This is a genomic window from Cryobacterium sp. Y82 (assembly GCF_002929495.1).
GTDB lineage: Bacteria > Actinomycetota > Actinomycetes > Actinomycetales > Microbacteriaceae > Cryobacterium > Cryobacterium serini.
On record NZ_PJJJ01000026.1, the window covers coordinates 1 to 18999 of the forward strand.

Sequence of the window (18999 nt, forward strand, 5' to 3'; positions counted from 1 at the left end):
ATGATTCCTGATTCTCGCCCTACGTCAAACGGCGGACTTGCTGTTAGCTACTGGCCTCACCCAACCCTGGCACGTAGGGCCGGCCGCGGTTGAATATTTACGCACTTCGGCAAGGCTACGCGAGCGCCGCAGCACCCGGCGCCACGATCTGTGGGCATCCCCACCTTGAAGCAGCACGACCTGGACCGCTGGGGCCAGGCGGAGCATTTCGAGGATCGTGTCGACGCCAGCCTCCAACTCGGCGGTCTTCGGGGCACGGTTGACGTACCAGGGGTAGGCGTTACACGGCAGGATGTCGTAGGCACTCAGGCCGACGGACTCGAAGCGATTGCACTGCCATTCGGCAGTGGGTCGTCGTTTTCGATGCTGATGAATCCACTGCCGGTTTCTCTCTGCGTAACCGGTCCCGGATCGCGCAGCACGGAGAGTGCTCGAGCGTTAATGCCGCCGTGGATGGGGGCGAAGTAGGGAACCCAGAGCGAGATAGCACTCTGGAGCAACGCACGGACGTAGGCCTTCGGTGGCTCGATGTGCGAAGTCACTGATGTCGTGACCGTACGGCAACTTGCCCGCACAGCTTCCCCAAAACTAGCGATCAGGACATAGTTCTGACAAGTACTAGCAGACCCGGGATAGTTCAGCTCAGGAGAGTTAACGTGAAGTACACCCCTGAAATACGAGACTCTGCCGTTCAACGAATGGTCGTGGGGCAGGAAAGAGTCTCGGATATTGCACGCGATCTGCACATCTCCGAAAGTACGCTTCGCCGGTGGCGAGACAACGAGCTATCTGCGTCGGAAAATTCGGTAACGCTGACCCGTGGTCAAAGACTGCGTCAGCAACGCTACCTGGAGCGACGACAGATTGCCCAGATGTTGACCACTGTCCTAAAGAGACTCGACCGACACGACGCACGTTCAGCCCATCAATTCGAAGTTAGATGGTATCTGCACAGCATCACCAGTATCGCGTTTCGAACGTTGTCCACCATCGCGGGTCTGGTTCTGTTCGCGGTTGCTGCGGTTCTGTTGATTTTGGCCGTAGCAATATTCTCCAGCCCGGCCGAGATGCCCTTTCAAATTAGGATCGCCCCTCTCATCCTCGCACCGGCACTCACCTTTCTTCTGGCTCTTGGCCTCGATGTCATCTTTAACGCGGCTTTGAGGGTGTTCGGGCCATTCGCATACTGCCTCTCTGCCCTCGCCCAAGCCATTCACCGCATCACCGAGCTTCAATCCCGCGACGTATTCTTGCGTAAGCCGTGGCCATTGCGCCAATCATTCTCAGAGTGGGGAACCTTCCCCGCCAGACTTAGAATCGTCAGTTCCTTGCGCAAAGCGGAGCGGCAATTAACTCGGTCAATGGCACCGGGACTAGGTTATGCAACGCTTGGTGCCCGAGAATTCGACCTGGAACGGCGCCGCATTGCGGGCGCGAGTATCGCTTGGGTCGAGACCCAACTTCATAGACGCGGGCCCGACGCATACACGGAGTGCGTCGAGATACTCCTGACAATCATGTACATGACGTTCCTTCGAGATTGGACAATTGAAGATCTCCCCCGACATCCCGACGCGATTCAGTCCTACTCCAGCCGTGCAAAGCGGGCTTGGCGCTGGATTCGAGGCGCAACCGCCTTTGCTATCGCCGCGGTACCCGTCATTGTGCTTTACCCTCAGCTTTCGGACCTCGCCGAGACGCTGCGCTTCTAACGACGGCTTTGGATCGACTCGATACACCGGAATCAACAAAATGGCGTGACGCAAGCCCGGGTATCCGCCGCATGAGGACCTCGAGCCGCACCCGCGCTACGCTGGCGTGTGCAACTTTCCCTCTGGCTGGCCCTCGCGGGCGCCGGCGTGCTGATTAGCTTCACCCCGGGCGCGGGCGCGATCAACACCATGAACAACTCGCTGACCAGCGGGTTTCGCCGCTCGATCTGGGGAATTTTCGGGCAGCAGGCTGCGCTCATCGTGCACATCATCGTGGTGGCGCTCGGCGTCGGGGTGCTGGTCGCCGGTTCCCCCGTGCTGTTCAACGTCATTCGTTATGCCGGGGCCGCCTACCTGGTGTTCCTCGGCATCCGTCTGTTTGTACAGAAGCCCGACCCAAAGCGGGACCCGACCGTGCCGCTAACCAGGGAGCCGGCCTGGTCGATGTTTCGCCGCGGCTTCTGGGTGAACCTGCTCAACCCCAAGGCGCTCGTGTTCTTTCTCGCGTTCATGCCGCAGTTCATTCGGCCGGAGCAGCCGCTGCTCCCCCAATACCTGGTGCTGACCATCACCGTCGTGCTGATCGACATCGTGGTGATGTGGTTTTTCTTCGCGGTGGCTGCGAAATCGTTCCAGCGCTTCACGAACACTGCCCGCGGTCAGCTCATCCTCAACCGCACATTCGGCGCGCTGTTCGTGACCGTGGCGCTGCTGTTGGTGCTGGTGCACTGAGGCACCGGCATCCGCTTCTCTGAACGGATGCTCGGTACGCTTGCCTGATGAGTAACACCGAGATACGACCACCGCGACGCGCAGTCAGGGCGGCGGCCGTGGGCTTCGCGGTCGTTATGGTGTACGTGATTGCCGGGGCGCTGCAGATTCTGGTGTGGAATCCGCTGGCCGCAGTGCCCGGCGCGACGCTCGGGCAGATTCGCGCGGATATGGCCCGTGCCGATGAAAGCCTCAGCGCAAACGGAGTCGTCACCTGGGCTGGCATCGGGCTGCTGCTGGCCGGAGTGATCCTGCTGGTCGCGACCATGCGCCGCACCAGTCGGGTGGGACCAGTCGTGGCGGCTTATCTCGTGCTGCTGGTGTTCGCTGCTCCCGGGCATTTCTTCGTCTCGTTCGGCCCCGGCATGTCGCTCGCCGACACGTTCATGATTTCGGGCGCCGATCACTCCCCGTGGGGCATGGCTTTGTACCTGGTGAGTGCGGCTTCCCTGCTTGCCCTGATCGTGCTGATCATTCGGGCTGCGCGCGCCGCCTCGGCCGGCACAGAATAGACGAATGGCCGATAGCTGGGCGCGGTCGACGGCGGGCCTCCTTGTGGCTTCGCGGTGTGAGTCACGTCGTCGTTGCTGGCGCGCCCTGCGTTACAGCCGGGGGCGAGAGGCCCAGCGCTCGGCTTTGAGGGCGAGGTGCAGCTCGAGTCGAGCCTGCCCGCCGAGCGGGTCCACACCGATGAGTGAGCGGATGCGCCTCAGCCGGTTATAGATACTGGTGCGGTGCAGATGCAGCTGCTCGGCAACCTCGGCCACGGAACCGTTCTTGTCGTAGAGCAGCTCGAGTACGGGCAACAGTTCCTTGTTGTGGTCGAGTTCGCGCAGTTCCAGGAAAAGGGCCGACTCGGTCGGCACAACGTCTCGACCCTCGACGGCTAACAATTGGTAGACCCCGATAGCGCGAAACGATACGAGTGGTCCCAGTTGGGCGTCTACCCAGGCTGCCTGCACGGCGCTCCGCGCCTCGGCGTAGGCGCCGGGCAAGCGTCGAAGGTCGGAAAAGGGCTCGCTCAGCCCGAGCAGAACGGGCGTGGCTGGCTGCCCGCCGCGGCGTGAGACCTCAAGGCCAAAGCGTCGAAGAACCTCGGAACCGTCAACGCCGTCAATCACATCGTGCAGCAACAACACCGCCTGCGTTTCGGTGCCAGCGGAGAACAGCACCGTGTCGATGCCGAGCGTGGCCTGAAGCGCGGACAGCCGATGCAACAGAATGCTCTCTGCAGGATTGCGCTCGGCGTTCGTGCCGCGTTCCACGAGCATGGCCAGCCGCCACGGTCCACGCCCATGCATACCGGGCCAACCTTTAACCGATACGAGGGCATCGCGATCGCCCGAACAGGCAGCGAGAAACTGAGACTCGTTCGCCGGGCGACCATCGGAATCCGTGCTCGTGCGATCGAGCAGTAGCTCCGCGAGGCTGTCCAGCTCCGAGCGGATGCCCCGTAGCTCCTGCAAGATGGCATCGGGCTCGAGCTCGTCATCGAGCTGCAGCACCCAGAGATATCCCACTCGGAATCCACGGGCGAGTAGCGGCACGCATACCCGGCCCAACATTTCGAGCTCGGCATTGGCCGGAACCGGAACCGGTCGTACCGCCGTGGCGATACCGTGGCTGAGCTGCCAGTCGCTGACATCGGGCGGGACCACTTTGCTCAGCACGAAATTCGTGCGCACACGGTCCGCCGTCGCGTGGTGCGCACTGTACGCGAGCAATCCGCCCTCGAGGTCTGCCAGAGACAGGGCACGTCCGAGGTGCTCCGCGATGATGGCCACCGCCTGATCGATATCGGCCCCCCTCATAAGATTCATCCTACGCAAGCCGTGTGCACATCCGGCGACAATCGACGCCTCGTGACGCTACAAATGTCGAGCCAGGGGTAGCGACTGTCGCCTTCTCGTGCCGGTCTCGGACGAGAAAAAACCCTGGCAGAGTGGTAATTCCACGCCCCGGAAGCCGGCGAGGGGTCAGACGACGCGACCTGTGGCATTCGACATCTGTTCCCCAGAAACGCGATGCCGCCCCAAACCCGGGCATATCGTTTTTAGGCTGGCCGAGACCCCTACATCTCGCACAATCGCCCTGGACTACAAGGAAGTATTCTCGATGTCGCAAGTGAAACGCAGCACTCAACCCGCCGTGAGCGCGCAGCCACACCTGGCCCGATCGCTGTCAAACCGACATATCCAGCTCATCGCCATTGGCGGCGCGATCGGAACAGGCCTGTTCATGGGCTCTGGGAAGACCATCTCACTTGCGGGACCATCCGTGATCTTCGTGTACATGATCATCGGTTTCATGCTGTTCTTCGTGATGCGGGCCATGGGCGAACTGTTGCTGTCCAACCTCGAATACAAGTCGTTCAGCGACTTCGCCGGTGACTTGCTTGGGCCGTGGGCCGGATTCTTCACGAGCTGGACGTACTGGCTCTGCTGGATCGTCACGGCCATCGCTGAGCTGATCGCGATCGCGCTGTACACGAGCTTTTGGTGGCCAGGGCTGCCGCTGTGGATTCCGGCGCTCGGGGCCGTGCTGCTTCTGCTGGGCCTCAACCTCGCGAGCGTCAAGGCGTTCGGTGAGACCGAATTCTGGTTCGCGCTGATCAAGATCATCGCCATTGTCACGCTTATCGTCGTGGGTCTCGTGATGGTGTTCACAAAGTTTCAGTCCCCCGGCGGCACTCCGGCGAGTTTCAGCAACCTGTGGAACGACGGCGGAATGTTTCCCACCGGTCCGATGGGGTTCATTGCCGGTTTCCAGATTGCCGTGTTCGCGTTCGTGGGGCTGGAGCTTGTGGGTACCACGGCCGCCGAAGCGCAGCACCCGGAGAAGAACCTTCCCAAGGCGATCAACTCCATCCCCATTCGCATCATGCTGTTCTACGTACTCGCGCTGATCATGATCATGACGGTCACTCCGTGGCGTGAGGTCACCGCCGACGTAAGCCCGTTCGTGGCGATGTTTGCCCTCGCGGGGCTCGGCGCGGCCGCGGCCGTGATCAACTTCGTCGTGCTCACCAGCGCGACGTCCTCGGCGAACTCGGGGCTGTATTCCACCTCGAGAATGCTTTTCGGGTTGGCGGTCGAGGGCACGGCACCCGCACGCTTCGAACATCTGACCCGGCACAAGGTGCCAGCCAGCGCGCTGCTGTTCTCGTGTAGCTTTCTGCTCATTTCCGCCGTGCTGTTGTATGCAAACCCATCAATCATCGCCGTCTTCACCGTGGTGACCACCATGTCGGCGGTGCTCTTCATCTTCGTGTGGACTATCATCCTGGTCAGCTACATCGTCTATCGCAAGCGCCGCCCGGCGCTGCACGCGGCCTCAAAGTTCAAGATGCCCGGCGGCGTGTACATGTGTTACGTGGTGCTGTCGTTTTTCGGGTTTTTGATCTGGGCGCTCACCCAGAAGGCCGACACCCTGCAGGCACTGCTCGTGACGCCACTGTGGTTCCTCGGCCTCACTGCGGCGTGGTTTATTATTCGGCGCCGCCCGGAACTGGCCGCGCATCAGGAACTTCACCGGGCGAACGTGCAGGCCGACAGGGTTGCCGCGCTCGCCTTTCGCCGCTGACGGCCGAGCCGAACGTTGGCCGCACCGCTCAAGCCAGTTCGCGCTGCACCTCGGTCAACAGCCTGAGAATGCTCGCGCGTCGACTGCCTGTCATCATTCGCGCTGGGAGCGACGACGTCAGGGAGTAGGCAAGATCCAGGCCGCGGAGTCGGGGGGCATAAAGCCACCCGCCCGTACGGGTGCAGAACTAATGAGGACCCGTCCTGCGGGCACCGGCACCGGTGAATCCCCCATGGCAATCACCACGGTAACGCCTCCGGCACGCGAGCACTGAACGAGACCATCGGCATCGAGCGACCACGTCGCCGACTCATTCGCTCGAAAGACTCCACTCGCCAAAAGGGCTGCTCGCAGCTGCATCGCTCCCGTGAAGGCGCTGTGAACCGACCCAGCATCCCGCTGCTGGCCGCTCACCGCCCACTGGCCCCACCCTTCCGGAATCGGCAGCCATGGCGGGGCCTCGGCATTCTTCGGTGAAAACGCGTGCGAGTCCGTCGCATCCGCTTGCCACGGCAATGGGATGCGCGCACCGTCCCGACTTATGCCGCCGCGGTTCCACATCGGGTCAACACGAAGACTTTCGGGCACCTCAACCTCGGGCAAACCGAGTTCCTGGCCCTGGTAGATGTAGGTCGCCCCGGGCAAACCGAGCAGGGCTACGAGCCCGGCGCGAGCCCGCGCGGCCCCGAGTACGCCGCCGCCGAACCGCGTCACCGTGCGAACCAAATCGTGGTTCTCCAGCGCCCAACTGGGTTCAGCGCCGGTCGCGAGCCGTACCTGCTCGAACTGCTGTCCCACAGACACCCATTCCGCCGGGTTCCAGCCGAGCCGCGCAAACGCGAACGCAAAGGTTTGGTGCAGTTCGTCGGGTCGCGTATAGCGACCGGCGCGCTCGGGCTCGAGGTTGACCTCGCCTACCAGTAGCCGGGGCTCATCGTAGCTGTCGGCGAGCGCGCGCCAGCGTCGATAGACCTCGTGCACGGGTTCCTGGTCCATGGCTAGCGGGTTGGAACGAAGCCCGTCGATCACGGTGGGTACTGTCTCGGTATCGGGTAGCCCCTCCGCCTTGAACAGACCGTGCGCCACGTCGATGCGTATGCCGTCGACCCCGCGATCAAACCAGAAGCGCAGCACACCAATAAAGTAGTCGGCCACGGCTGGATTCTGCCAGTTCCAGTCCGGCTGCCCGGACGAGAACAGATGCAGAAACCACGCCCGGTCATTTAGCGACTCAGGGTGTGCCCGAGCCCAGGCCGACCCCCCAAACACACTGATCCAGTTGTTCGGCGGCACTAGGCCATCGTCCAAGCTCCCCCGTGGTCCCTCGGCAAAATGGAACATCTGCCGAGCCTCCGACCCGGACTCCGACGCGAGCGCCTCTTGAAAGAGCGGGTGCTCGGTAGACGTGTGGTTTGGAACGATATCAACGAGTAAACGGATGCCCCGGGCGTGGGCCTGCGCGAGCAGCTCGTCGAAGTCGTCCATCGTGCCGAACAACGGGTCAACGTTGCAGTAGTCGCTGATATCGTAGCCCTGATCGACCTGAGGGGAGGTCTGGAACGGGGTGAGCCAAATACCCTGTACACCGAGGTCAGCGATGTAGTCGAGTCGCGCCGTTATTCCCCGAAGATCGCCCACACCGTCGCCGGTCGAGTCGGAAAAGGATCGCGGATAGACCTCATAGATCACGGCGGTCGTCCACCAGGGTTGAGTTCGGACATCCGTCATTTGGTACCGCCCGCCGTGAGGCCTTCCACGATACGGCGCTGGAACAGCAGCACGACGATGATCAACGGGATGGTGACGAGCACACCGGCTGCCATCTGCACCCCGTACGGCGACTGGAAGTCGGTAGCACCGGTGAATTTGGACACCGCGACCGTAGCGGTCTGCACTGCGGGGTCATTGACCATGGACAGTGCGATGATGAATTCGTTCCAGCTCTGAATGAACGTGAGGATGGCCGTCGTGAACACCCCCGGAGCAGCGAGCGGTAACAGCACGAGGCGGAACGCCTGCCACTTCGTGCATCCGTCGATCATGGCGGCCTGCTCGAGGTCCACGGGGATCTGCCGCATGAACGTGGTCAGTATCCAGATTGCAAGCGGAAGCGCGAACGACAGGTTAGGCACAATCATCGACTGGTAGGTGTTGATCCAGCCGATGTCCGAGAAGAACTGCAGTAACGGCACCACCACGGAGATACCAGGGAACATCGACGTTGCGATGATGATGGCGAGTACGGCGGATTTAAACCGGAAGTTGAGCCGAGCGAGGGTGTACGACGCGAAGATGGCGAACACGAGGGCCAGCACCGTTGTGGTGCCCGCAACGAGCAGACTGTTCAGCATCGCCCGGCCGAACATCGACGAGCCGTCGAGGGCCTGCCGATAGCTCTCGATCGACCACGTCGTGGGCAGAATCGTGGTCTCGAATATGTCGGACGTGCGCCGAAAGCTCGATACGAGCATCCAGAAGAACGGTGCAAGGCAGTACACAGAGATTGCGGTGATAGCCAGCACCAGTGACGCGGCGCCCCACCCGCGTTTCCTGGGCTTACGCACGGGGTCAGGCGGCAGCATCCGCTCGGAAAATCTGGGGCGTTGCAGGGTGTCGGTCATCGCGTGGCCTTTTTCTTCGGTGTTGCCCGGCGTGCTTTGGCCTCAACGATGTCGGCACCGAGGATCTTGATGAAGGCGTACGCGATCACCGCTACATAAATCAGCAGGATTATGGAGAAAGCGGATGCTGTGCCGTAGTTGAGTTGATTGGATTCGTCCCATGCGAGGATCGACAGCGTCTCGACCGAGCTCTTGCGCGGGCCGATCAGTACGAACGGCAGGTCGAACATGCGCAGCGCGTCGAGCATTCGGAACAGCACCGCTACGAGCAGCGCGGGCCGCACGAGCGGCAACGTGATGCCAATGAACTGACGCCAAGCGTTGGCGCCGTCGAGCTTGGCCGCTTCATAAATCTCCCCAGGGATGATCTGCATGCCGGCGAGCACGAGCAGCCCGATAAACGGCGCAGTTTTCCACACTTCGGCCACGATCACGGCGGCCTGGGCGGCGAATCCCTCGGCGGTCCACAGCACCTCGACGCCCGTGATGCTGTTCACAACCCCGTCGGCCTGGAAGATCCACCGCCACAGCAGCCCGGATACGGCGGTGGGAATGGCCCACGGAATGAGAATACTGGCGCGAAGCAACGCCCGGCCCCGGAATGCCCGGTTCATGGCAACGGCGAACGCTACACCGATGATCACCTCGAGGCCGACCGTCGTGAACGTGAAGAACGTGGTATTCCACAGGGCGTTGTAGAAACGCCCGGCCTCGGTTCCGGTGAAGATGTTCACGTAGTTGCCGAGCCCCACGAACACGTCACCGGTCACCACGAAGCCGTCGTCGTCGAGCCCCGACTGCGATCGGTAGAGCGACTGCCGGAAGGCGGAAAGCAGCGGATATGCCACCACGAGGGCGAGCACGAGGAAGGTCGGTGAGAGCAGCAGCGCGGCCATCCGGCCGTCGCCAACCTTCACCGTCTGCGGCCGGCGGGCGGTCGTCTGCCGCTCAATCTGGGTCGTCGTCATCATGCGTCTTTCCGTCTTTCCGTCATTCGCGATGGCCGGGGTCTTAGTTGGACGTGATGTCGCTGAGCGCGACCTGCAGGTCGGCCAGGGCAGCCTCGGGCGTCTTGACGCCGGTGAGGGCTGCATAGATCTCGTTTTGGATCGCGGCGGTAGTAGCGCCATAGTTCACCACGGTGGGGCGCGGCTGGGCCTTTTCCAGCGAGGTGAGCAGATCGGGGAGGTAAGGCAGGCGCTCCGTCACGGTCTCGTCGGCAAAGAACTCCGAGAACACCGGTGCCCGTGAGCTGAGCTCGAGGCGGTCGGACTGCTGGTCGCGTCCCGTGAAGAATGTGATGAACTCGAGCGCCGTGGCCTTATTCTCGGCGAAGCTCGAGATGGCGATATTGCGTCCGCCGAGGGTTGAGACGCCGGGGCCGTTTTCGCCAGGGATCGGGCTTGTCGCAAATTTGCTCTGTACGCTACTCGATCCGTCGGTTGCGTTGAATGATGCGTAGACGTAGGGCCAGTTGCGCAGGAACACGAGGTTCCCATCTTGGAACGCCTGTCGGCCCTGTTCCTCCTGGTAGGTGATCGCGGCCTGTGGAATCATGCCGCTCGCGAAGCCGTCCACCAGAAAGTTCAGCGCAGTGAGAGCCTCGGGAGTGTCAACCGTGGGAGTGCCCTCGGCGTCGAAGAGCGAACCGTTCGCCGAGTTGACCGCCTCGCTAAAGTTAACGGTGAGACCTTCGTTCTTGTCGAATTGCCCGGCATAGCACGACATGTCGGCTGCTTCGGGGAGCGCCAGCACTGCCGTGCAGGCTTCCTCCAATTGCGCCCAAGTCTCGGGAGGCGAGTTGACGCCAGCTGCGGTCAGCAAGTCCGTACGAGAGTACAGCAGGGCGCCATCGGTGTAGTACGGCGCCGCATACAGCGTGTCGCGGTACGACGCCGCCGCGATCGTAGCGGGGATCGCGTCGTCGATCGCGATAACGTCTTTGGGTAGCTCGGTGATCCAGCGATTCGCCGCGAACTCCGAGGTCCACACCACGTCGAGGTTGAGGATCGTGTATGTCGAACCCTTGACCTGAGCATTCTGAGCCATCTGCTGACGCTGCTGGTCGGCGTCGAGCGGCAGCTCGATCCAGGAGACTTGCTCGTCGGGGTGCGTGTCGTTCCATGCATCGATGGACTGCTGCGCCGCGCCGGAAGCGTCGGGACTGCTGACGTAACTGATGGGCCCGCGGTCAGTGAGACTCACATCCGCTTTCTCGGCCTGGCCAGCGCTGGAACACGCGGTCAATGACAGGGCAGCTGCGGTGAGCAGGGTAATGCCGGAGAGGGCGCGTCGCACTGGGCGTCGTTGCTTCATGATGCTTCCTTCGGTGAGTGTTTTCAGGGGTGGATTATGGGGCCGTGGGCATGCCTCTGGCGCTAGATCTGGACGAGGCGGGTCAGCCTGGAGGTACTGGAGCGGTCGAGCCGCGGGTCACGAGGGCATGCAGCAGTATGCGAGAGCGAGAGTTTCCGGCGGAGAGGAGGTGCTCGACTGCGAGCTCGCCCATCTCTTCGAGAGGTTGCGAGACGGTACTCAGCGCCGGATACACGTGCTGCGACGTGCGCGTGTTGTCGAAGCCAAGCACGGAAATGTCGTCCGGCACGCGTCGGCCGCTCCGCTGCAGCTCGTTCACAGCGGATGCGCCCATCTCATCGCTCAACGCGAAAACCGCCGTCAGTAGGGGGTCGCGCTCGAGCAGACGCCGCAGGGCAGGCGGGCCGCTGTCGTAGAGGGAGTTTCCCTGCTCGAGAACCGTGGGAAGTCCGGCATCTGTCATGGCCCGCAGGTACCCAAGTTCGCGCACGGTGTTCACGAGCACGGAGTTTGGGTCCCCGGCCAGCAGACCGATGTGTCGATGGCCGAGATCGATGAGGTACCGAGTGCCGTCATACGCGGCCTGCTCGTCGTCGATGGCGATGCTGGGAAAGTGGGACTGGTCACGGATGGCGACGGCAATAAGCGGTACGTTCGCGCCTAGGGCCCGACGCATGTCGGGGGTGATCGCGGCGGAGATGAGGATGACACCCGCCGATCGGTAAGTGCGTAGGGTACGCAAATAGCCAGCAACGTGCGCGGAACCGAGTCCTGTTCTGCCGAGCATCACGGAGTACCCGCGCTGGCGGGCCGCGTTCTCGACCCCGGTCATGACCTCGGAAGCGAGGGCATCGGACACGAGGGGCGCGAGCACGCCGATGACAGAGGTCTGCTTGGTCTTGAGTCCGCGAGCAAGTGTGTCGGGCTCGTAGTCGAGGGCAAGAATGGCCCCTTCGACGCGCTTTTGTGTCGCGAGCGAGTAGCCAACGAGGCCGTTAACGACGCGGGAGACGGTAGCCGGAGACACCCCGGCGTAGCGGGCAACGTCGCGAATTGTCGCCATTCTTCCCTCCCCTGGGTGAGTTTACGTAACCGTTTGCGTGAATCGATATTTCGAGACTAAATGCGCGTTTGGGGTTACGCAAACGTTTACTAAACGAGCCAAGGGTGACAGACCGCGTCGCCCGTGCGACGGCCCAGACCTTGATGGCAGTTCGGGCCCGGTTCCTTAAACGACGCGAGTCTTTGAACGGAGGCGCCACGGACGCAGTGGCCACAAGTAAGGCGCGGCTGACCGAGGCAGAATAGACGAATGAGCGATGCCGGCGATTTCGTGGACCGCACGTTGCAGTACGAAGCAACCTGGGAGCGGGCGGCTGAGGCGCAGGCCCGGTTTGGGAACGAGCTCGAGTTCTATGGCGCCTCGGTGGGCGCCGTGCGGGGAACCATCCGCGATTTGGCTCGCCGGTATACGAACATGAGCCACGACGAGGTGACCGCACTGAGCTCCGAGCTCTGGAATGTGCCGGTGTTCGAGCGGCGCCTCGCCGCAATCGTGCTGCTGCAATCGAACGTGAGCCGGCTCGACAACACCGACCTCACCCGCATCGAGGGGTTCCTGCGCGGCGCTGGGCTGCCAGAGCTCGTAGATCCACTCACGGTCGACGTTGTGCTGCCCCTGATGCAGGGACTGACCGGCGCGAATCGTGCCCGAGCGGATGCGTCCCTGCTTCGGTGGTCCGGCGACGACGACCCATGGCTGCGCCGCGCGGCCCATGCCGTCAACGCGAAAATCACTCGCGCGTAACTGCCAACATCACGGGGAACTCATCATCGGGAATGAGGTTTGCCGGGATCCGTGAGAAATTCTTGGAACAACAAGGTCTGGATGATGCCAGGGGTTTTACTGAGGCGGGCGAATCGCGCTTAGCTGACGGGCACAGCGGGCGGCGTCTTTCGGGCGAGCACGAACGCGATATACCCGGCTACGATCTGCACCGCGCCGACGATGATCCACAACGTCGTCTGCGGTAGGGCCGCGTAGAGCAGGCCGAAGGCGAGCGGGCCGGCGCCGCTGCCGACATAGGTACCGATCTGCACGACGCCGGTCGCGCTCGGGGTGGCCGGACCCGCCACCCGGGACACCACGAAGTGCGTGAGCCCCGGCCAGCCCCAGCCGACACCGAGGGCCAGCAGCATGCCCGCCACGAACGTCCACTGGGTGTCCACCGCCATTAGCAATACTCCGGCACCGCCGATAAACATCATGGCGGCCACGGTGGCGAGCGCGAACGTGCTGTTGGCCCGGTCGGCGATTCGGCCGACGACAACGCGCACGACGACGCTGAGCAGCCCGGCGACGCTCAACAGAATCCCTGCCCCGGCCACCGGCAGCCCGCGCTCAATGCCCGTGATCACCGCATACGCAGTCACGGCACCGGTGGCAGCCGCCGAGAGCGTGGTGACGCTGGCCATCAGCAGCAGGTATTTCATCAGCGGCGGGGTCAGCGGAACATGGGCTCCGCCGAGCCGGGGACGCGCGAGCTCCCCCCGTGGCACAGACCACCAGAACAGGCCCCCTACGGCGAGCGCGAACAGGCCGGCGAGGCCGAACCCCCAGTGCCAGCCCAAGGTGAGCGCGAGCGCCGGTACCGCCAGCCCGGCCAGGAACGCGGCAAACGGAATCGCCGACTGCTTGATTCCGAACGCGGTCGCGAGCATTCCCCGCCGCACCCGCAGGTTGATCAGCTGATTCGCGGCGGGATGGCTGATGCCGTTGCACACCCCGCCGACTGCGGCCCACACCAGCAGCCACGCCCACGACGGCACCAGAAAAGCCGCCCCGATCAGGCTCAACGCGCCGACCGCCACCCCGAACAACGTTGTGGAACGAATTCCCAACCACGACACTACGCGCCCGGCGAGCACTGACATCATGGCGGCGGCGGCCCAGTAACTGGCCACGGCCGCGCCCAGCACCCACTGCGATGCGGGGACATCACCTTGAATCTGCACGAACAAAGCTCCGAGCAAGAACACCGGCAGGCCGCCCGTGATGGTTGAACCCATTGCGAGAACCACCGCGCGAGTGCCCGACTGGCGCCGGAGCATCACTTGCGCACGAGCGCCCGCATGTTGGCGCTGCGAGAACGGATGCTCGTCCCCACCTGACTGTGCAGCGGGGTGCCATTCGCTGAATCGACCGCGTCGACGGGCACCACATCTAGCCACATGCTTCCATCGTAGGCCGGAGGACAGCATCGTCCGGGCCACATGACCGGCGAGGTCGGGGCATCCGATGAATGATCCATGCAAAGCCCTGGCACGGTGCGCGGGGCAGAATAAACGGATGAGCGATGCCGGCGACTTCGTGGATCGCACGCTGCCGTACGAGGCCACCTGGTCAAGAAGCATTAACGATTAGGGGGTCCGCACGAGCGCAGTGGCGCACTCGGCGGTCGGTATGCCCAGTTCCTGAGTTGCTCGCGCGTAGGCTGCGGGTATGCGCGCAATCATCGTGAACTCACCCGGCGGGCCAGAGGCCCTCACCCTGGCGACCCTGCCCGACCTGGAGGCCGGGGCCCACGACATTCGAGTGAAGGTCGCTGCGGCGGGGGTGAACCGGGCGGACGTTATGCAGCGACGGGGCCTATACCCGTCGCCCGCCGACGCACCACACTGGCCCGGACTGGAGGTGTCTGGCGTAGTCACCGAGGTGGGCGACGACGTGACTCGTTTCGGCATCGGCGATCGCGTATGCGCCCTCCTCGCCGGCGGCGGCTACGCCACCGAAGCCGTGGTGCACGAAGACCTGGCGCTGCTCGTACCACTATCGATGGACCTCATCGACGCCGCGGCTCTGCCGGAGGCCCTGGCTACCGTGTGGTCGAATGTGTTCATGGGCGCTGAGCTCCAGCCCGGAGAAACACTGCTTGTGCATGGCGGCGGAAGTGGAATCGGCACGACCGCTATTCAGCTCGCGCGACTGGCCGATGCCCGAGTGGCCGTGACGGCCGGATCAGCCGAGAAACTCGCCGTGTGTGAGGGCCTTGGGGCAGAAATTCTGATCAACTATCGCGAGCAGGACTTCGTCGCCGAAATCACCGCCGCCACCGACGGGCGGGGCGCCGACGTGATCCTTGACATCATGGGCGGCTCCTATGCGGCGCGCAATATCGAGGCGGTCGCGGTGAACGGGCGCATCATGGTGCTCGCGAACCAGAGTGGTGAACCGGCCACGTTCGACCCCTTTCGCCTCATGCAAAAGCGCGCCCGCTACTGGGGCACCACCCTGCGCGCCCGGTCGCACGCCGAAAAGGTCGCCATCATGCGTTCGCTCGAGTCGGCAGTCTGGCCATGGATCGCCTCGGGCGAGTTTCGACCGGTGATCGACGAACGATTCTCGTTTGAGAGGGCAGCGGATGCGCACCGCCGGCTGGAAGCATCCACTCACGTCGGCAAGATCGTGCTGGTGCCCTGATCTGACCGCGTTTTTTACTCTACAGATGAGCTTTCCTTCGTGAGACGCAGCGTGCCGCGAACGTAGTCTTAAGGCGAGGCTCGTACGCGTGTCGCTTACGCGCCGACGTATGTCGGCTGCTCCAGGCACATGCGCGGAACCTCATGCACTCCCGACCACAGCAGATTGGGGGGCAGGTTGTCCACTGGAGGAACATCGCATGCGTAAAAGAAGACTGTCTCTTATCGCGGGCGCTGCGCTCGCCGGCCTCGCTTTGGCGGGCTGTTCACCGGCAGGCGGAAGCACCGACGACGGCAACGCCAATCAGGTCGAGGTCTTCACGTGGTGGGCCTCAGGATCGGAAAAGGTCGGGCTCGATGCCCTCGTCTCCGTTTTCGACGAACAGAACCCCGACGTGGACTTCACCAATGCTGCCGTGGCCGGCGGTGCTGGCTCGAACGCCAAGGCTGCCCTCGCGTCCCGTCTCGAGGCGAACAACCCGCCCGACACGTTCCAAGCCCACGCCGGCGCCGAACTCACCGACTACATTGAGGCCGGCCAACTGCAGGATCTGAGCAGCTTCTACGAAGAGAATGGCCTCAACGAGGCCTTGCCGCCCACACTGATCGACCAGCTCACCTCTGACGGCAAGATCTACTCGGTGCCGAGCAACATCCACCGCGCGAATGTCACCTGGGTGAACGTCGAGGTGCTCGAGAGCGCGGGCATCGACCCGAATGTCGCGCCAGCCGACATGGACGCCTGGATTGACGACCTCACCGAACTCAAGGACTCGGGCGTTGAAACGCCCCTGTCTCTGGGCACCGAGTGGACCCAGATGCAGCTGTTTGAAAACGTGCTCATCGCCGATCTCGGCGCCGAGGGGTACACCGGCCTGTGGGACGGCACCACTGCGTGGGATGGACCCGGCGTTGCAACGGCCGTCGACCACTACGATCAGCTGCTCGACTTCGTCAACACTGACTATGCCGGACTCGATTGGGATGCCGCCACGCAGCTCGTGCTTGACGGTAACGCCGGCTACAACGTGATGGGCGACTGGGCCGAGGCTGCCTTCGTGCAGGCAGGTCAGACCTACGGCACCGAGTACACCACTTGGGCGACCCCGGGCACCGAGGGTGTCTTCGACTTCCTCGCCGACTCCTTCACCCTGCCAGAGGGCGCGCCACATGAGGCCGCGGCCATCGACTGGCTGACCACCGTCAGCTCCGCCGAGGGCCAGAAGGCGTTCAACATTGCCAAGGGCTCCATTCCGGCGAGAACGGATGCCATCGCCTCCGATTACCCCGCCTACCAGCAGACCGCGCTGAAGTCCTTCGGCGAAGACACCGTCGTCAGCTCCCTCGCGCACGGTGCTGCAGCGGCGAGCTCCTGGTCGGCTGACCTCTCCTCAGCCATTGGCAGGTTCGGCGTCGACCGTGACGGCGACGCTTTGATTGCTGCGACGGTCTCGGCTGCTTCGAGCGCACTGGGCTAATCTGCTCCACCTGCACGGGGAGGTGTCGCCCAGGCCTCACCTCCCCGTGCTCTAACGTTTTAACGCACGGAAAGGCGCATTGTGCGCAAGGGAGTACGCAACTGGGGACCCCCGCTTCTGCTGGTGTCCCCCACCATCCTCATCCTGGGCATCTTCGTGTACGGTCTCATCGCCGCCAACATTCAGGTGTCCACGACCAATCGACACAGCCTCTCACCCCAATCCGAGTTCGTGGGGCTTGAGAATTACCTCGCTCTTCTCAGCGAAGATCGTTTTCTGCACTCTTTGTTCAACCTCGTCGTGTTCACCGTCGTCTTCATCGCGGGCACAATGCTCTTCGGCTTCATCTGGGCCTGGATGCTCGACAAGGGCGTGAATGCCGAAGGCATGTTCCGCTCAGTCTTCCTCTTTCCGATGGCAATCTCGTTCGTCGCCTCCGGCGTCGTGTGGCGGTGGCTGCTCAACAGCGCGGAGGGCGATCGGGCGTCTGGTCTCAACCGCATTTTCGAGACCCTCGGGCTCGGCTTTCTGCAGAACGCCTGGTGGAACGAACCCATCTGGGGCATGGCGGCCATCGCCATGCCCGCCATCTGGCAGCTGTCCGGCTATGTCATGGCGCTATTCTTGGCTGGCTTCCGCGGTATCCCCCAAGAGTTGCGCGAGGCCGCGCGAATGGATGGCGCCTCTGAGTGGAAGCTCTACCGCTTCGTGGTGTTCCCGCAGCTGAGCCCGATCGCGCTGTCGGCGCTCATCATTGTGAGCCACATGTCACTCAAGGTCTTCGACCTGATCATGTCGGTCACCGGCTCGATCTACCAAACCGAGGTGCCCGCCACATACATGTGGGTCACGCTCACCTCGAACGACTACGCCAAGTCGGCCACGATCGCCACGATCTTGCTGCTGCTGGCGTCACTCTTCATCATTCCCTACCTCATTCAAACGTGGCGTTCAGAGAAGGCTGACCGATGACCATCACCGAAGAAGCGCCCCCGATCGCACCACCCCGCGCTGAAACGGCCCCGCGCACGCCCAAGCCGGTGCATCGCACCAGGATGGGTCGCACTCTCAAGTACGTGCTCCTGGTCATTTTCGTCTTCGTGGTACTCATCCCCGTCTACGTGCTCATCGTGACCAGCTTCAAACCACCCGCTGACGTCACGGCGTCCACGTCCTGGGGGCTGCCGGTGCGGTGGCCCTGGCAGAGCGCCACCCCGGGCGGACCGACCGGCTTCGACAACTGGACCGGGGCCTGGTCGGCCCTCGCCCCGTCCATCGGTCGCACGTTCCTCCTGGCCATTCCGGCAGCGCTCATATCATCGTTCGTCGGCGCAATGAACGGCTTCGTGCTGTCGCGCTGGCGGTTCCCGCACGCCGACATCGTTTTCACATTCATCCTCTTCGGCATGTTCATTCCGTACCAGGCCATCATGACGCCGCTCGTGCAGATGAAGACGGCCCTCGGCCTGCCGAGCGATATTTCGACTCTGCTCATGGTGCACGTCATCTATGGGCTGCCGATTTGCACGCTGATCTTTCGCAACTATTACGTGAGTATCCCCATGGAACTTATGGAAGCTTCGCGCATGGACGGCGCCGGAATGTTGCGCACCTTCGCCTCCATTGTGCTGCCCCTGTCGCTGCCGGGTTTCGTCGTCACGATCATTTGGCAGTTCACGAACGCGTGGAACGATTTCTTGTTCGCCATGTTCCTCTCGGACACCGGCGGCGGCCCGGTCTCCCTCGCGTTAAACAACCTCGCCCAGGGCGCACAACTGGCCAACTACGGCACGGCCATGGCCGGGGCGCTCATCGCATCGTTGCCCACCCTGCTCGTGTACATCATCCTCGGCAAGTACTTCATTGGCGGGCTCATGAGCGGATCCGTTAAGTAACCGCGCTCAGTCCCTCCTTTTTGGAGAGGCGTCAAGCCTTGAGCAATCGCTGTCGCCTGACGACGACGCTCGCGGTGGCGAGCTAGGGAATCGCCACCGCAAGAGGTTGGGCCGCCTGAACGCGGTCCCGCCCGCTGTGCTTGGT

Annotated in this window: 18 protein-coding genes; 9 read left to right on the plus strand and 9 right to left on the minus strand. The window is 63.0% G+C overall.

The window, feature by feature from the left end:
• Positions 1–305: 305 nt before the first annotated feature.
• Positions 306–542 carry a hypothetical protein gene (locus CXY70_RS04060; RefSeq protein WP_104191108.1) on the minus strand — a complete coding sequence of 79 codons (237 nt, stop codon included), beginning with the start codon at positions 540–542 and terminating at the stop codon, positions 306–308.
• 114 nt (positions 543–656) lie between these two features.
• On the opposite strand from CXY70_RS04060, the gene CXY70_RS04065 reads away from it, so the two are divergent.
• The 3 genes from CXY70_RS04065 to CXY70_RS04075 all read left to right on the plus strand — a co-directional run bounded on the left by CXY70_RS04065 (position 657) and on the right by CXY70_RS04075 (position 2995).
• A complete protein-coding gene (locus tag CXY70_RS04065) occupies positions 657–1712 on the plus strand; it encodes a transposase (protein WP_158250902.1) in 1056 nt (351 codons plus the stop codon).
• A gap of 108 nt (positions 1713–1820) precedes the next feature.
• A complete protein-coding gene (locus CXY70_RS04070; protein WP_104191110.1) occupies positions 1821–2444 on the plus strand; it encodes a LysE family translocator in 624 nt (207 codons plus the stop codon).
• Positions 2445–2491: 47 nt separating this feature from the next.
• The gene (locus tag CXY70_RS04075) at positions 2492–2995 is read left to right on the plus strand and encodes a hypothetical protein (RefSeq protein ID WP_233205726.1); all 504 of its coding nucleotides are present in this window, start codon (positions 2492–2494) and stop codon (positions 2993–2995) included.
• Positions 2996–3085: 90 nt separating this feature from the next.
• Here CXY70_RS04075 and CXY70_RS04080 read toward each other — a convergent pair whose 3' ends face one another.
• Positions 3086–4294, minus strand: coding sequence for a CdaR family transcriptional regulator (locus CXY70_RS04080; RefSeq protein WP_104191111.1), 1209 nt, complete (start codon positions 4292–4294; stop codon positions 3086–3088).
• A 304-nt stretch (positions 4295–4598) separates the two neighbouring features.
• Between CXY70_RS04080 and cycA the strand changes: the two genes are divergently transcribed.
• Positions 4599–6065, plus strand: a complete 1467-nt coding sequence (cycA, locus tag CXY70_RS04085) for a D-serine/D-alanine/glycine transporter (RefSeq protein WP_104191112.1) — start codon at positions 4599–4601, stop codon at positions 6063–6065.
• A 117-nt stretch (positions 6066–6182) separates the two neighbouring features.
• Here cycA and CXY70_RS04090 read toward each other — a convergent pair whose 3' ends face one another.
• The 5 genes from CXY70_RS04090 to CXY70_RS04110 form a co-directional block, all read right to left on the minus strand.
• Positions 6183–7793, minus strand: coding sequence for an alpha-amylase family glycosyl hydrolase (locus CXY70_RS04090; RefSeq protein ID WP_104191113.1), 1611 nt, complete (start codon positions 7791–7793; stop codon positions 6183–6185).
• Positions 7790–8686 carry a carbohydrate ABC transporter permease gene (locus CXY70_RS04095; RefSeq protein ID WP_233205727.1) on the minus strand — a complete coding sequence of 299 codons (897 nt, stop codon included), beginning with the start codon at positions 8684–8686 and terminating at the stop codon, positions 7790–7792. The genes CXY70_RS04090 and CXY70_RS04095 overlap by 4 nt, the downstream gene beginning before the upstream one ends.
• Complete coding sequence (locus CXY70_RS04100; RefSeq protein WP_233205728.1) at positions 8683–9657, minus strand: carbohydrate ABC transporter permease; 975 nt, start codon at positions 9655–9657, stop codon at positions 8683–8685. The genes CXY70_RS04095 and CXY70_RS04100 overlap by 4 nt, the downstream gene beginning before the upstream one ends.
• Before the next feature lie 40 nt (positions 9658–9697).
• Positions 9698–11002, minus strand: a complete 1305-nt coding sequence (locus CXY70_RS04105) for an ABC transporter substrate-binding protein (RefSeq protein ID WP_104191114.1) — start codon at positions 11000–11002, stop codon at positions 9698–9700.
• A gap of 82 nt (positions 11003–11084) precedes the next feature.
• Positions 11085–12065 (minus strand): LacI family DNA-binding transcriptional regulator, encoded by a 981-nt coding sequence (locus tag CXY70_RS04110; protein WP_104191115.1) that lies wholly within the window; start codon positions 12063–12065, stop codon positions 11085–11087.
• A 249-nt stretch (positions 12066–12314) separates the two neighbouring features.
• On the opposite strand from CXY70_RS04110, the gene CXY70_RS04115 reads away from it, so the two are divergent.
• Positions 12315–12809 carry a DNA alkylation repair protein gene (locus CXY70_RS04115; protein WP_104191116.1) on the plus strand — a complete coding sequence of 165 codons (495 nt, stop codon included), beginning with the start codon at positions 12315–12317 and terminating at the stop codon, positions 12807–12809.
• Positions 12810–12928: 119 nt separating this feature from the next.
• Here CXY70_RS04115 and CXY70_RS04120 read toward each other — a convergent pair whose 3' ends face one another.
• Positions 12929–14071 (minus strand): MFS transporter, encoded by a 1143-nt coding sequence (locus tag CXY70_RS04120; RefSeq protein WP_158250903.1) that lies wholly within the window; start codon positions 14069–14071, stop codon positions 12929–12931.
• Positions 14072–14112: 41 nt separating this feature from the next.
• The gene (locus CXY70_RS18470) at positions 14113–14235 is read right to left on the minus strand and encodes a hypothetical protein (RefSeq protein WP_255412010.1); all 123 of its coding nucleotides are present in this window, start codon (positions 14233–14235) and stop codon (positions 14113–14115) included.
• 269 nt (positions 14236–14504) lie between these two features.
• Between CXY70_RS18470 and CXY70_RS04125 the strand changes: the two genes are divergently transcribed.
• The 4 genes from CXY70_RS04125 to CXY70_RS04140 all read left to right on the plus strand — a co-directional run bounded on the left by CXY70_RS04125 (position 14505) and on the right by CXY70_RS04140 (position 18854).
• Positions 14505–15482: an NAD(P)H-quinone oxidoreductase gene (locus tag CXY70_RS04125; protein ID WP_104191118.1), complete on the plus strand. Its 978-nt coding sequence runs from the start codon at positions 14505–14507 to the stop codon at positions 15480–15482.
• 199 nt (positions 15483–15681) lie between these two features.
• Complete coding sequence (locus CXY70_RS04130; RefSeq protein ID WP_104191119.1) at positions 15682–16959, plus strand: ABC transporter substrate-binding protein; 1278 nt, start codon at positions 15682–15684, stop codon at positions 16957–16959.
• Between the two features lie 81 nt (positions 16960–17040).
• Complete coding sequence (locus tag CXY70_RS04135; RefSeq protein WP_104191120.1) at positions 17041–17931, plus strand: carbohydrate ABC transporter permease; 891 nt, start codon at positions 17041–17043, stop codon at positions 17929–17931.
• Positions 17928–18854, plus strand: a complete 927-nt coding sequence (locus tag CXY70_RS04140) for a carbohydrate ABC transporter permease (protein ID WP_104191121.1) — start codon at positions 17928–17930, stop codon at positions 18852–18854. The genes CXY70_RS04135 and CXY70_RS04140 overlap by 4 nt, the downstream gene beginning before the upstream one ends.
• The last annotated feature ends 145 nt before the right edge of the window (positions 18855–18999 follow it).

Bases quoted from the DNA above. Each gene is read 5' to 3' on its own strand.
- CXY70_RS04120 (WP_158250903.1), bottom strand. From the start codon at position 14,071: ATGGGTTCAACCATCACGGGCGGCCTGCCGGTGTTCTTGCTCGGAGCT.
- CXY70_RS04090 (WP_104191113.1), bottom strand. From the start codon at position 7,793: ATGACGGATGTCCGAACTCAACCCTGGTGGACGACCGCCGTGATCTAT.
- CXY70_RS04105 (WP_104191114.1), bottom strand. From the start codon at position 11,002: ATGAAGCAACGACGCCCAGTGCGACGCGCCCTCTCCGGCATTACCCTG.
- CXY70_RS04080 (WP_104191111.1), bottom strand. From the start codon at position 4,294: ATGAGGGGGGCCGATATCGATCAGGCGGTGGCCATCATCGCGGAGCAC.
- CXY70_RS04110 (WP_104191115.1), bottom strand. From the start codon at position 12,065: ATGGCGACAATTCGCGACGTTGCCCGCTACGCCGGGGTGTCTCCGGCT.
- CXY70_RS04140 (WP_104191121.1), top strand. From the start codon at position 17,928: ATGACCATCACCGAAGAAGCGCCCCCGATCGCACCACCCCGCGCTGAA.
- CXY70_RS04130 (WP_104191119.1), top strand. From the start codon at position 15,682: ATGCGTAAAAGAAGACTGTCTCTTATCGCGGGCGCTGCGCTCGCCGGC.
- CXY70_RS04115 (WP_104191116.1), top strand. From the start codon at position 12,315: ATGAGCGATGCCGGCGATTTCGTGGACCGCACGTTGCAGTACGAAGCA.
- CXY70_RS04075 (WP_233205726.1), top strand. From the start codon at position 2,492: ATGAGTAACACCGAGATACGACCACCGCGACGCGCAGTCAGGGCGGCG.
- CXY70_RS04095 (WP_233205727.1), bottom strand. From the start codon at position 8,686: ATGACCGACACCCTGCAACGCCCCAGATTTTCCGAGCGGATGCTGCCG.
- CXY70_RS04100 (WP_233205728.1), bottom strand. From the start codon at position 9,657: ATGATGACGACGACCCAGATTGAGCGGCAGACGACCGCCCGCCGGCCG.
- cycA (WP_104191112.1), top strand. From the start codon at position 4,599: ATGTCGCAAGTGAAACGCAGCACTCAACCCGCCGTGAGCGCGCAGCCA.
- CXY70_RS18470 (WP_255412010.1), bottom strand. From the start codon at position 14,235: ATGTGGCTAGATGTGGTGCCCGTCGACGCGGTCGATTCAGCGAATGGC.
- CXY70_RS04125 (WP_104191118.1), top strand. From the start codon at position 14,505: ATGCGCGCAATCATCGTGAACTCACCCGGCGGGCCAGAGGCCCTCACC.